Consider the following 12,824-nt stretch of genomic DNA (forward strand, 5'->3'; position numbering starts at 1 on the left):
AGGAACAGGTTCTCATCCAGTGGTTTACTGAACGTTGGGCTTGGGCGCTATCTTCAGGAACAGGTTGTCCAGTGGCGGGGTGATCAGCACATAGACAATTTTGGTCACCGGTGCGTTGTCGGGGTCCTTCACACGGCTCAGATAATCCTGCACATGGGCCTTGAGCAAATCCTTCTGGGTGAGTTTGCGTTGCTCCGGCAACTTCAGATGCGCCCGGGTGTAATTCGCGGGTGGAGCGTCAGCGGCAGCATAGTGGAAGTGCGCGTACCACAGCACCACCGGTGGCTTTTGCGCCTTGTCGTACACCGCGTATTCGGTGAAGAAGTCGCCACTGAGGGTCGGGCGTTGCGGATCGGCCTGGCTGGTGAGGTTGATATCGATCTGCTGGTGGTCCCAGAGGTAAGCGACGCTTTCCATTGTCGGCCACTGGCGTTTGTAGGCTTCGCTGCAGATACGTTGTGCCCAGCGATTGATGTCCTTGGCCTGTGCCAGGCATTCATCGATCAGATTCTGGGCGGTAGGCGCGTTGAAATGGTCGCGTTTTATTTCGTTGGCGAGCTCGGTCAGTTTGTTGGCTTGTGTGTTGAGCAACTTATCCCATTCGCCGGGGTTGGCGTCCTGGCGGGTGAGGGGGGAGTCCAGCTTCGCCTGGTCCGCCGCGACCAATTGTTCCAGGTCTTGGCGTTGTTCAATCAAGGCCTGGGCTTCACTTTTGAGGTCCGCGAGTGAGCGAGCCTGTGGGGCCGGCGCGAGGGTGGCCTCCTCGTCGATGGGGGCCCAACCATCCGCCTGCTGGTTATACGAAGCCAGGGTTTTACCCAGCAACGTGTCAGTGATGGTGATGTGTTCCTGGGTGGTTTGCGCGTCGGCGGGTTTGAGTTCGCCGATCAGGTATTCCTTTTTCCGGGTCTTGAACACGCGCTTTGCCGCAGGCTTGGCGCGCAGGGTTTTGGATAACGGCAGTTCGACCTTGAGGTCTTCCTGCTCTCGCACCACCGATTCCAGTTCGTTTTGCGCCAACACCTTGGCGTATTCAAGGCCTTTGAGCACACGCTCGGCTTCCGGGCCTAAAGCATCGGGCTTGAGCGTCTTGAGGGCTTGTAGGGCGAATTCGGCATGCTGGTACTTATCGAGGACGGTCTCGTAGACATTGCGTTGCTCGGCCAGTGGGTACTCGGTACTGCTGCGTACCTCGAGGTGGGATTTCAGGCTTATGTCCAGCCCGGACACTTGATAACGGGCGTTGTAATACCACTGCAACGCAGAAAGTTGTGAATGCATCTTGAGGCGTAACTGGCTCAGGCCGGTCAGCAGTTCCAACGCATTTAGCTTCAGGTTGTCGGAGAAAAACAATTCAACCACTGGAATGCTTGCCAGCAGTTCTTGACGTACTGCACGCGCGGCCCCCGACCCTTGCCCAAGGTGCTCAAGGGTGGCTTCCATCGTGGCGGAATGCACGGCCATGTGTTCGAGGTAATCGATATAACCCGTGACCATCCGCAGGTTTTCGTCGACGAGGGCCAAGTCTCCCGCCACTATTCGCGGCTGCATGCGTTGGTTCCACGCCTCCAAGGGTTCGCCCGCTTCGGTCGCGGTATGGAATCCCAACGCTTCCAATTGCATCTTGTGGAGAAACAACTGTTGGTTCCAGACCTCTTTCAGGATGGTTGATGGATTGATCTGGGGCAGGTCAGCAATCGCGGCGGCCTCCAATTGACGGGTCAAGGTGGCTAGCTCGAAGCGCACGGGCAACGCTTGGGAAAGTTGAGTTTCGACGTTCTGCAGCAGCGTTTCGAACTGATTGCGCAGGCGCTTGTATTCCTGGACTTCAGTCTGTTGGCGTACTTCCAGGCTCGGGCGTTGTGTATCGGAAGCTTTAAGCAGCAGATCCTGAATGATTTGCAGGGTCTTGAGTTGTTTCTCCAGGCTTTTGAGGGCGGGTGGCAACTGGGCGCCTGCTTGATCGATCGGCGCCGTGAGGAGCTGCGCTTCCTGAACGAGTTGGAGTGCGCGCGCCTGCAACCTTTCATTCTCAAGCTGCTTTTCATTGCGCAGCTCTTGCAATCGCTTGCGTCCACCCCCCAGCAGCTTGAGCCCCCGGTCCAGCGTCCAATGGCCGCGGCCGTCGGTTTTCAGCTGGATGCCCGGGTGTTCCGGCTTCAGAGGATGAATAATGAAGACCTCGCCAAAACCCGGCACGATGCTGACCCTGAATAGCAGGCCGCCCAGCGAGGCATGCCATTGGCGGTTGATCGAGTACAAGCCGCGATACATCCCAAGGGAAACCGGCTCGGGAATGGGGGTTGGCCAGGGCACGTTGACGGCCAGCAGCTTCTGCAAAAGCCTGGCCGATGCGCCGTCGCCCGCCAATGAGCGGTCAAAGTCCAACAAGGTGCGGCCACCACCGGGCGGTTCGGAAGGCAGCCCGACGGCCCCCCGTTCAACCACCGCCGATCGACCGATTGATTGGCCAGGCCAGCGTCGTTGGAACGGCGCGGGAGTCGTGGCTCGTTCATCGCGCAAAGGCGTTTCGCGGGGCGCGCTGAGCGACCCATGATGCAACAGCAGCATGCCGACATTGAGCAGCAGATCCACCCACGCCAGCTCCCTGGCGGTCGGGTCGTCACTTTCCAATGCGGGTAGGTCCTTCGCCAGGCTTTGTGTGGCCTGCATCAGCCAGCCGATTGCCGCCAAGGGACCCCGCACGACCAGCAGTAGGGTGTTGAACCCCAGTTGCAGGCCTTCCAGGATCAGCGCCCAGCGGCTTTCGCTGTTGGATGTGGACGCTTGCTCAGCCTGATCCAACAGTTGTCGGGTTTCACTGCCGAACAGGTACTCCATGAGGCTGCCACTGTGGAGCGCCTGAAGCACTTCGTCGTTGCTTTCGTCGTCGGCACGGGTCAGCTCTGCGGGCTTGGGCACGCTGGGCAGGCTGTCGAACTCCGAACCGATACCCACGCGTACAGAGTGAGGCTGGGTGAAGCCACCGTGGCTGTAGATGCCTCTGGCGTTGTCAGTCATCCAGGTCAGGACACTGTCCTGCAGGGTACCCGGTTGCGCGATGGCGGCCAGCAGTTGGTCGCGGTTGGCGTACTCCAACAATGCATCGGGATAGGCCGGGCGATACAGCAAGTGCGGGCCTGATTGTGTATTGCGCGGTTCAATGATGAACATGTTGCGCACGACATCGGCCGTGGCGCCTGGTTTACGTACAAAGGCCAGCGGGCGGATCACAATTTCGTCGTCACCAACCCGACGTTCCAGCGGGTTAGGGTTTACCAGTGCATTGACACAGTGAAAGCCGCGTTGAGTCAGGCCCGCCTGGCCATTGATCAAGCACTCCAGCGCATGGGTCTTTAAATGAATGGGCCGTAGTTGCTCGAACAGCTGTTGGCGTTTACGCGCGGCCTGGGTATCCCCCATCAGCTCTCGGCGCAGGTAGGCGGGATAGTTTTTGCCGATATCAACACGCTGGACCAGTTTAAGCAGGTAGTCGGGCGTCAACCACGTTTCGATCTCGCGGCCCGTGCGGTGGCGCACGGTCATGCGGCCCTTGGGGCGGCCGGACAGGTTCTTCAGCGCCAGGTCAACCAGGCTCATGACGACCGGTTCAATGTAACCCCCTTCGATGGTGCCCACCGGCACATGAAAGGTCAGTTCCAGATCGTCGGCCTGGTAGCCGGCAGACAACGCCTCAAGGGTGCAGGCACGTTGCCCGCCCTGGGCAACGGCGCGGTCCATGCACAACTGTTGGTTCAAATGCGCGGTGGCATAACCGCGCAGGGTTTCCAGGCTATCGAAGTCTGAGTCGCCGAGGACCTGGCGCTTGATGTTGGCGTGTTCCAGCAGGTTTTGGCGGTAGGCCATCCGGTTGGCCGCGCTGGCGTCTTGCAGAGTGGCTGGCAGGGCTGCCTGGATGGATGCCAGGGTTGCCAGCGGCGTGGCGCTGGATTGGGCCAGCCACTGCGCGGGATCGGTGGTCACCGCAAACAGCTCTTCCAGCGCTTGCACCGTCGTTTGGGCCGGGAGTTGGAGGGCGGCGAGATCGTCCAGTTGCTGGTTCAGGATAAGCGCGGCCTGTACCTCAAAAATATTCCCGTCCGGTTCATACTGCTGCCAGGTGATCTGGTCGGCAGTGAAACGCTGTTGCACGTGTTTGCCCCATGCCTGGCCGAAGGTGTCCAGGTCGGGGTAGGGCTCAACCTCACCGGATAAGCGATACAACAACACCTGCTCTGCGCGAACCACCAGGATCTCGGTGGCCTGGAAGGTGAGCCGCTTGCCCGAGCGCTGCAAATGCGTTTCCAGGGTGTAGGCGTGGACCTCGTTCGCGGGGGCGGGGCCGAGCGCACGGGTTGCCCGGTCTGGATAGCGGTTCAAGGCGTTGAGAATTTCAAGGTGTTGCGCCGTGACGCTGGTCTGGCGCGTGGCGACGTCGAGCAACACGCCCTGCAGCACATCGGCCAGCCACTTCCAGCGGCTGCCCCCTGCGTCACTGTCTTGTCCCCAATACGCGGCCAGTGCTTCTTGAAAACCGATGAACAGTACGTGAGGTAGCTCCCGAAGGATGGCCTCGATGACCCGCAGGTCGAAGTCGCGACGATCTCCGTTGACCTGATAGCTGAGCCGAGTGCCGGTTGCATCGCTCAGGTAGCAATCCAGGTTCTGGCGTGCCGTCAATTCGGGAAAACTGCCGTCGGCGATATGGTTCAGCGCGACGTCCAGCAAAGGCAGCAAGACTCGGCCACCGCCTTCGCGGGGTACGGCCAGCCGAAGATCGGTGACGGGCAGCGTCAGGGGCGGGTACTTTTCCACCAGGTGGGTGCCCAGCATTTGCGCGGTGACGGTGCGCAACGTCGGGCGCCCGAGAAACTGCGCTTCAACCGCTTGTCGTGTGGGGTTTGCCGCTGGGGTATTGGGCTGTGCGGGCATGGGAATTCCTTTACGTCGGATAAGAATGCGTCCTTGCAAGGTAATGCCCGGCGTTGCCAGCATGCGGTAGCCCGCTATGGTTTTAGGCCCCGGCAGCAAACTGGCCTATGATTAGCGCTTTGAACCTGATGAAAGACTGTGATGACTGAGAATTTGCCTGCCGTCCTTGAAACCAGCGACATGCTTGAAATCGATGGGCTGCATGCCTTCGATTTCCAACTCGATAAAGAAAAATTGCTGATCACCGCCATGGACGGCCGTGCAGAAAAACGCTGGCGCTTCAGCCTGGAACAGGTAAACGCCGCGACGTTCGATGACACCTTGCAAAGCTGGACCCTTACCGGTGATTCGGGCGAGCACCGCCTGATCTGCATGCGCGCCTTCACCGGCAACAATAACGACGAGGATGAAGCGGATGATGATGCGTAAATTCTGGCCGCTGCTGATGGCCGGCAGCGTGGGCGCGATGTCGGTGCAAGCCGCGCCGGCCGACACCTATGAACTGTTGGTGGGCAGCTATACCGCCGGCAGCAGCGAAGGCATCTATCGCCTGCAATTCGACAGCCGTACGGGTCAGTTCAGCGGTAAACCGGTGCTCGCGGCCAAAGCGGCCAACCCGTCCTGGCTGACGATCTCCAAGGACCAGAAGCACCTGTTTGTGGTCAACGAGAACGGTCCCGGGCAGAAAGACCCGGTCGGGCGCGTAAGCAGCTACAGCATCGATCCGCAGACTCACCAACTGACCCTGGTCAACCAGGTGCAGAGCCTGGGCAATGAGCCGACCCATTCCAGCGTGGCCGCCGATGGGCGCTACCTATTGGTCGCCAACTATTCGGTGGTGGAAGACCCGGGCGGCAGCCTGGCGGTGCTGCCGGTCGACGCCACGGGCAAGCTGTCGCCTCCGGTGCAACTGAGTGGGCACCCGGCCAGTCGCGTGAACCCTGAGCGGCAGGCGTCGAACCACGTGCATTCGGTGGTGTCGTCGCCGGATGGCAAGTACGTGTTTGTGCAGGACCTGGGGGCGGACAAGGTGTTTGCCTACCGCTACGACCCCAAGGCCAACCATGAACTGCCATTGACCTCGGCCAACCCGGCCTCGGTGCAACTGCCGCCAGGCAGCGGCCCGCGCCACCTGTTGTTCAGCGCTGATGGCAAGCACGCCTGGTTGACCACCGAGATGAGCGCGCAGGTGGCGGTGTTCGACTACAAGGACGGCCAGTTGACCCAGACCCAACTGGTGGACTTCGCCGCCGGGCAGCCGGTGTCCGACAAGGCCGGTGCCGCGTTGCATGCCTCCAGTGACGGCAAATTCCTCTACGTGAGCAACCGTGGCACGGCCAACCAGTTGCTGGTGTTCAGCATCGACCCGGCCACCGCGCACCTCAAGGAGTTGCAACGTCGCTCGGTGGACGGTGACCACCCGCGCGAATTCAGCCTGGACCCCAGCGGTCGGTTCCTGCTGATCGCCAATCAGAAAAGCAACGAAATCGTCGTAGTCGAACGCGACCCAAAAACCGGCCTGCTGGGTAAAACCGTGCAGAAATTGCCGATTGATGCGCCCAGCGACCTCAAGTTCCTGGTGCGTCAATAAGCCACAGGCCCCGCCGCGCGGGGCCTGACCCTTTCTATTAATTCTGTTAATAGCGGCTACTGTTTCAAAGCATTTCTAAGGTTCAGCCCTCGGGCGTAAGTTTGGTTCCAAGGCCTTCCCCGGCCACTCAACCAAACGAACACAAGGGTTACCGCCATGAATCTGAACCTCTTCTCCATCATCGCCGCTTCCGCTGTTTCTGCCACTGTTGCCCTGCCTGCCGCAGCCAGCGTGGAAGTGACCGGCAAAAAATCCAGCACCAGCGCCTACACCCAGAAATACCTGCAACAGAGCGCCAATTTCTATGCTGCACTGGATCACAAAACCCAGCACTAAGCGGTAGATCACTGAGATCAGATGTGGGAGGGGGCTTGCCCCCGATAGCAGTGGGTCAGCTACAGATTAGCTGACTGATCCACCGTCATCGGGGGCAAGCCCCCTCCCACATTTGATTGTGCCGGCCTCAGGGTTTTGCCATCACGGCGATAAATAGCGGTGAAGTAAGGACGCGCTGAAGCCAGGCTTGTAACCGTTGATACGGCGTCCCGGCAAACCACTCCCGATCCACATGGGCAAACTGCCGCACAAACGGCGCCAGGGCCATGTCCGCCAGGCTCGGATGCTCTGCCAGCAAGTACGCGCGTCCCGCCAGCAAGCCTTCCAGCTTCTGCAAAAACACCGCGCCCTCGGCCCGATAGTGTTCCATCGGGTGTTCCGGGTAGCGGTCGGCGTACTTGTATCGATCCAGGTGATACTTGAAGCCCTGGTCGTTCTCGGCAATCAGTGCCAGTACCGCCGGGTCACCCTGCAGCAGCCAATCATCCGGATCGTGCTGGGCCAGGGCCCATTGCATGATCTCCAGGCTCTCTTCAATCACCCGTCCGTCAACGCTCAGTACCGGCACCGTGCCCTTGGGCGACAGCGCCAGCATCTCGGCCGGCTTGGCCTTGAGGCTCACCTCGATGATCTGCACGGGCACACCTGAATAACGCAACGCCAGGCGCGCCCGCATCGCATACGGGCAGCGCCGGAACGAATACAGCAGCGCTTCGCTCACTTCACCTCCACCGTGCTCAAACCATTGCCCTGGCGCTTGACCTGGATCTGTACCGGGATGCGTTCGTGCATTTCCTGCACGTGGGAAATCACCGCCACCTTACGGCCCTGGGCCTGCAAACCGTCCAGCGCGTCCATCGCCAGTTGCAGCGATTCCGGGTCCAGGCTGCCGAAGCCTTCATCGATAAACAGCGACTCGATCTTCAATGTGCTGGAGGCCATCGACGCCAGGCCCAAGGCCAACGCCAACGACACCAGGAAGGTTTCGCCGCCGGACAACGAGTGCACCGAGCGCAGTTCGTCGCCCATTTCCGTGTCCATCACCAGCAGCCCGAGCATGCTGCCGCCGCGCTTGAGGCGGTAACGGCGTACCAGTTGGCGCAGTTGCACGTTGGCGTGGTGCACCAGCAGGTCGAGGTTGTAGGCCTGGGCGATCTTGCGGAAGGTGTCGCCGGTGGCCGAGCCGATCAGTGCGTTCAGGCGCGCCCAGCGTTGCCATTCGTCATACGCCTTGGCGATCTGCTCGGCAAAGGCCTGGTTGGCGTCCTGGCGACGCTGGTCTTCGGACTGCCGCGCGCGCAGTTCGGCGCAGTGTTTCTCGGCCTCGGCCAATTGCTGGTTGAGTGTGGCCAGGGCGGTGTCCAGCTCATTGGCTGCGAGGTTGCCATTGTGTTGGGCCTGGTGCTCGGCAAGGCGTTGCTCACGTTCCTGCAGCAGGACCCTGGCCTGTTCGACGGCTTTTTCACTGTGCTGTAACTGCTGGCGCAAGTGGCTGACCTGGGCGTCGTCGTAGGCCAGCAAACGGTCGAGGCCGGCGTCGTCGAGTTCCGGGTGCAGGGCGCGCCAGTCGTGCAGGCGCGTGTCGAGGCTGTGCTGTTCGGCCTGCAATGCCTGTTCGCGTTCCTGCTGAGCCTTGAGGTCGGCGGCCAGTTGGATCAGCGCGTTGTGGATGTCCTGCAGTTGTTGGTTGACGTCGGTTTCGCTCTGGCGCGACTGGGTGACGGCGTGATCCAGCTGTTGCTGCCACTGTTCGGCGCTGGTGTGCTCACCGAGCAACGCGCTGAGTTTTTCCTGAGCCGTTTGCTGTTGGCTCGCCAGTTCGGTGACTTGCTGGAGCAGGGCGTCGAGTTGTTGCTGGCGATGCTGCTGGTGGGTCTGTTCCTTCTCGATCGCCTGTTGACGTTCCTGTTGCTCGGCCAATTCGTCGCGCTGGTGGCCCAGCTGTTCCAGGCGCTGGCTGACCTGCTGGTCCAGCTGCATGAAGGTGGCGGCCGGCTCGGCGCGCAGACCTGCCAGGGTGTCTGGGGGCAGCAGGTTGGCGAAGGCACTCAGTTCCTGCTCAAGGCGTTCGCGGTCACTGGCCAACTCGCGTTGCTGGTCGACCAGTAATTGGCGGGCCTGCTGGCTTGCCTCCTGGGCGGCTTGCAGTTGTTGCTGCAGGCGCCCGGCGTTTTGTTGCAGGTTGAGCAGGGCGCCTTGGCGCTGTTCGTCCTGGCTGATGCTTTGGGTCAGTTGGCTCAGTTGCTGCTCAAGCCAGGCGCTGCGTTTGGCGGCCTCTTGGTTGAACAATGATGCGGTCAGCGGGTGTGCATCCAGGCTCGGTTTCAGCGCTTGTTGTTGCGTCGCCAGGTGTTCCTGCTGTTGCAGGTATTCCTTCTGCTGGGCGATCAAACCGCCCACTTCGCCACGCAACTCGGTGAGTTTCTCCTTGAGGGTGTCCACCGCGTTCTGCGCGTTGGCTTCCTCGTTTTCGTCATGACGACCAAGGCTTTGCAGCAGGGCTTCGGGCTGGTGGTACGGGTGTTCGTGACTGCCGCACACCGGGCAGGGCTGGTCGTCCTGCAACTGCTCGCGCAATTCCTCGACGCTGGCACTGCGGGCCAGGCGTTGGCGTTCCAGCAGCTGTTTGGTCACGTTCAGCGTCTGTTCCGCGACGGTCAGCTCGGCCTTGGTGTGCAGGCCGGTCTGGTTCAACTGTTCGCGTTGCTGTTGGGCCGTGGTGAGCTTTTGCGTCAGGCTGGTGGCTTGCTGGTCCAGCTGTTGCTGGTTGTCCCACAGGCGCGTCAGGTCTTCGAAGGCTCGCTGCTGTTTGCGATTGTCTTGCAGCAGGCTGGCCAGCAATTGGATCTGCTCGGCCACGGCGTGAGGCTCGGCACCGGCCTCCTGATACAGCAAGTCCAGGGCTTCGCGTTGCTGGGTGAACTGTTCAGCGGCGCTGCTTGCACGTTGCTCCAGTTGCGGCAGTTCGGCCTGGCCTTTGTTCAGGCGGTTACCGATCAGCATCAGCTGCTGCAGGCGGTCGCGGTAGGCGGTCCACGCATCACTTAGCGGCGCAAGGGCGGCGCTGCGCTCAAGCTCGGTACTCAGGCGTTGCAGGCGCTCTGCGACCTGGTGCTGTTTTTCCAGCAGGCCAGTGAGCTGGGCCTGGCCTTCGGTGCAGGCGCTTGCGTGCCGCTGTTTGTCCTCGGTGCGCTTGGCCAGCTCTTTGGTCAAGTGCGCGAGGGTGCTTTGTTCGTCGAACGCCTGGCGCAGCAAAGGCGCGGCATCCGCCTGGTTGTTCAGCGCTTCAGCCAGGGCGGTTTGCGCGTTGGTTTGTTGGTGCCGGGCCTGTTCCTGGCGGGTGTGTAGTTCGTCTTGTTGCCGGGTATGCGACTGAATCTGCGCCGCCAACGGCGCCAGCTGTGTGCCGAGTTCCGCCTGGCGCACGAACAGATGACGCTGCGGCGCCAACTGTTCCAGGCGGCTCAGGTCCTGGCGCTGCGCGTCCTGGTTATTCCACTCGGCCTGCGCCAGCTGAAGCTGCTCGGTGGCGGCGAGTTGGCGTTCCTGCCATTCGCGCAGTTCCTTGAGCCAGGTGTGCTGAAGCTCCAGCTGCTTGAGTTGGGCCTGCTGGGTCCTGAGGTGTTGCTGCGCGGCATCGAATTGTTGATCGAGTTCGGCACGGGCTTCAGCGGCCAGCGGCACCACGCCGGTGGCCTGGTCCTGCAACTGTTTGTGCGCGTCCCGGGCCTCTTTGGCCTTGTCGAAGGCGCGTCGGCCAAGCTGGGTGTACAGCGCGGTGTCGGTGAGCTTTTCCAGCAGTTCGCTGCGCTCGTTGTCGTTGGCCTTGAGAAACGCACTGAACTCGCTTTGCGCCAGCAACACGGCGCGGGTGAACTGTTCGAAGTTCAGGCCCAGGGCCAGTTCCAGCTGGGTCTTGTATTCGGTTTTCTGGCTGGCCAGCAGTTGGTCGCTGTCCAGGTCGATCAGGCTCTGGCGGCTGTTCTGCAACTTGCCGCTGGCCTTGTCGCGGGCGCGGTTGGCTTCCCAGCGCGCGCGGTAGCGGCGGCCACTGACGCCGACAAAATCCACCTCGGCATAACCGCCACCGGTGCCGCGTCGCAACAACGTGCGCGGGTCACCGATGGAGATATCGCTGTCGGCATCCGGCATCTTCGCCTGGCCGGTATCACCCAGGCGCGGCACGGCGCCAAACAGCGCCAGGCACAAGGCATCGAGCAAGGTGCTTTTACCGGCGCCGGTCGGCCCGGTGATTGCGAACAACCCCGCACTGGCCAGGGGTTCGGCGGTGAAGTCGATCTCGAATGGGCCGGCCAGGGAAGCGAGGTTTTTCAGGCGGATGGCGAGGATCTTCATGGCTGTTCCCCCTCTTGCTGCACTTCCTGGAGCAACACGGCGAAGTCCTTCAAGGTCTGTTCATCCACCTCGCTGCCATAGCTGTCCTGCCAGGCGCGGCTGAACAGTTCCTGGGGCGTGAGCTGGTCGAGTTCGATCAGGCGGTCGTCGCCTTCGTCTTCACGGGGGCCTTTACCGGCGTACTCGGCGGCGATGCGCACCAGGCGCACTGCCTTGCCTTGCAGCGCGGCTTCGATTTGCTGGCGCAGGTCGGGTTGCGGTTCGTCGAGCAGGACGCGCACTTCGAGCCAGGGGTGGCGTTGGGTTTCGGCGAGCAGGTCGATGTCCGGCAACTCGGCCAGGGCCTTGAGGATATCGGCCAGGGGCACGGCTTCCAGGCGTTGCAGGTCGACTGAACGCGGAATCAGGATGGGCTCGACGCTCACCAGGCATTGGCCCTGGAACACCACATCGAGGATCTGGTGCTTGTAACCGATTTCGGAAAACGACAGCGGGATCGGCGAACCGCTGTAGCGAATACGTTCTTCGCCATTGACCTTCTGCGGCTTGTGCAAATGGCCGAGGGCGACGTAAGCGACACTTCGATCAAACAGACTGGCCGGCAGCGCCTCGGCATTGCCGATGATCAGGCTGCGCTCGGAGTCTTCCGACACCGAACCACCGGCCATGTGCGCATGGCTGATGGCAACCAGCGCCTGGCCTTTTTTGCGCTTGGCATTGGCCGCAGCGATCAGCGATTCATGCACCTGGCCGATGCCGCGCAGGTAATCGTCGCCCAGGTGCGCGCCGGTAACTTCCGCCGGGCGCAGGAAAGGCAAAGCCAGGCACCAGGCGGCAATCTTGCCTTTGGCATCGGGCAGCGGGATCAGCAGGCGTTCGGCGTCGAGCTGGCCGTCATCCAGCCATAACACGCGGCCGAGCGCATGAGTGCGCAGTCGGCGCATCAGCGGTGCCGGCAGCTCGATGCGCGAGCCGGAATCGTGGTTGCCGGCGATCATCACGATGGTCAGCTTGGGGTTTTGTTCGTGGGCGCTGATGATGAAGTCATACAGCCGCTCCTGGGCCTTGAGCGGCGGGTTGACGGTATCGAAGATATCGCCGGCGATGAGCAGAGCATCCGGCTGATGGGTCTTGAGTTGGCCCAGCAGCCACTCGAGGAAACAGGCGTGTTCGAAGTCGCGTTCCTGGCCGTGGAGGTTTTGGCCCAGGTGCCAGTCGGAGGTGTGAAACAGACGCAAGGCGAACTCCGTGGAATAGATGAAAAGGAGGGGAGTTTACCTGTAATGCGACCCTGCTGCCCCCAGGCGACGCAGATTCAATGTGGGAGGGGGCTTGCTCCGGGTGGCGGTGGGTCAGGCAGTGCATTTCTATCTGACACACCGCATTCGCGAGTAAACCGCCCCGTGCCAAGGGTTAGAATATTTATCTGAAAAAAACGCAAAGTAAAATGCTATTAAATGCCGATCTTATAAGTGGGAGGCAGGATTAGGACGCGCCTTACTTGTTCCTACACTAAAAAATGACAGGCCTTTCCTTCCAGAATTTAGGAAGCGGCTGGCTTACTTTGATAAATAATTCATGCAGTCTGGCAAGCGTGGAGTGGTCAATT

General features: G+C 61.1%; 7 protein-coding genes. 3 read left to right on the forward strand and 4 right to left on the reverse strand.

Annotated features, from left to right (window positions below):
• Positions 1 to 24 precede the first annotated feature (24 nt).
• Complete coding sequence (locus M2497_RS14470; protein ID WP_248488088.1) at positions 25 to 4,932, reverse strand: DUF6543 domain-containing protein; 4,908 nt, start codon at positions 4,930 to 4,932, stop codon at positions 25 to 27.
• A 141-nt stretch (positions 4,933 to 5,073) separates the two neighbouring features.
• Between M2497_RS14470 and M2497_RS14475 the strand changes: the two genes are divergently transcribed.
• From M2497_RS14475 to M2497_RS14485, 3 genes are all read left to right on the forward strand, one after another.
• Positions 5,074 to 5,361, forward strand: a complete 288-nt coding sequence (locus M2497_RS14475) for a DUF5629 family protein (RefSeq protein WP_058424120.1) — start codon at positions 5,074 to 5,076, stop codon at positions 5,359 to 5,361.
• The gene (locus M2497_RS14480) at positions 5,348 to 6,523 is read left to right on the forward strand and encodes a lactonase family protein (RefSeq protein ID WP_248488089.1); all 1,176 of its coding nucleotides are present in this window, start codon (positions 5,348 to 5,350) and stop codon (positions 6,521 to 6,523) included. The genes M2497_RS14475 and M2497_RS14480 overlap by 14 nt, the downstream gene beginning before the upstream one ends.
• Positions 6,524 to 6,679: 156 nt before the next feature.
• The gene (locus M2497_RS14485) at positions 6,680 to 6,859 is read left to right on the forward strand and encodes a hypothetical protein (protein WP_058424118.1); all 180 of its coding nucleotides are present in this window, start codon (positions 6,680 to 6,682) and stop codon (positions 6,857 to 6,859) included.
• Between the two features lie 127 nt (positions 6,860 to 6,986).
• On the opposite strand, the gene M2497_RS14490 is transcribed toward M2497_RS14485, so the two are convergent.
• From M2497_RS14490 to M2497_RS14500, 3 genes are read right to left on the reverse strand one after another with little or no spacing between them, the layout of a single operon-like run.
• Complete coding sequence (locus tag M2497_RS14490) at positions 6,987 to 7,580, reverse strand: glutathione S-transferase (protein WP_248488090.1); 594 nt, start codon at positions 7,578 to 7,580, stop codon at positions 6,987 to 6,989.
• Positions 7,577 to 11,215 carry an AAA family ATPase gene (locus M2497_RS14495; protein WP_248488091.1) on the reverse strand — a complete coding sequence of 1,213 codons (3,639 nt, stop codon included), beginning with the start codon at positions 11,213 to 11,215 and terminating at the stop codon, positions 7,577 to 7,579. Before M2497_RS14495 ends, M2497_RS14490 begins: the two co-directional genes overlap by 4 nt.
• Positions 11,212 to 12,453: an exonuclease SbcCD subunit D C-terminal domain-containing protein gene (locus M2497_RS14500; RefSeq protein ID WP_248488092.1), complete on the reverse strand. Its 1,242-nt coding sequence runs from the start codon at positions 12,451 to 12,453 to the stop codon at positions 11,212 to 11,214. The genes M2497_RS14495 and M2497_RS14500 overlap by 4 nt, the downstream gene beginning before the upstream one ends.
• Positions 12,454 to 12,824 lie beyond the last annotated feature (371 nt).

Source organism: Pseudomonas sp. CYM-20-01, from assembly GCF_023169845.1.
In the GTDB taxonomy this organism is placed as follows: Bacteria; Pseudomonadota; Gammaproteobacteria; order Pseudomonadales; family Pseudomonadaceae; genus Aquipseudomonas; species Aquipseudomonas azotoformans.

Coding starts and splice junctions, on each gene's coding strand:
- M2497_RS14470 (WP_248488088.1), bottom strand. CDS start 4,932: ATGCCCGCACAGCCCAATACCCCAGCGGCAAACCCCACACGACAAGCG.
- M2497_RS14475 (WP_058424120.1), top strand. CDS start 5,074: ATGACTGAGAATTTGCCTGCCGTCCTTGAAACCAGCGACATGCTTGAA.
- M2497_RS14480 (WP_248488089.1), top strand. CDS start 5,348: ATGATGATGCGTAAATTCTGGCCGCTGCTGATGGCCGGCAGCGTGGGC.
- M2497_RS14485 (WP_058424118.1), top strand. CDS start 6,680: ATGAATCTGAACCTCTTCTCCATCATCGCCGCTTCCGCTGTTTCTGCC.
- M2497_RS14495 (WP_248488091.1), bottom strand. CDS start 11,215: ATGAAGATCCTCGCCATCCGCCTGAAAAACCTCGCTTCCCTGGCCGGC.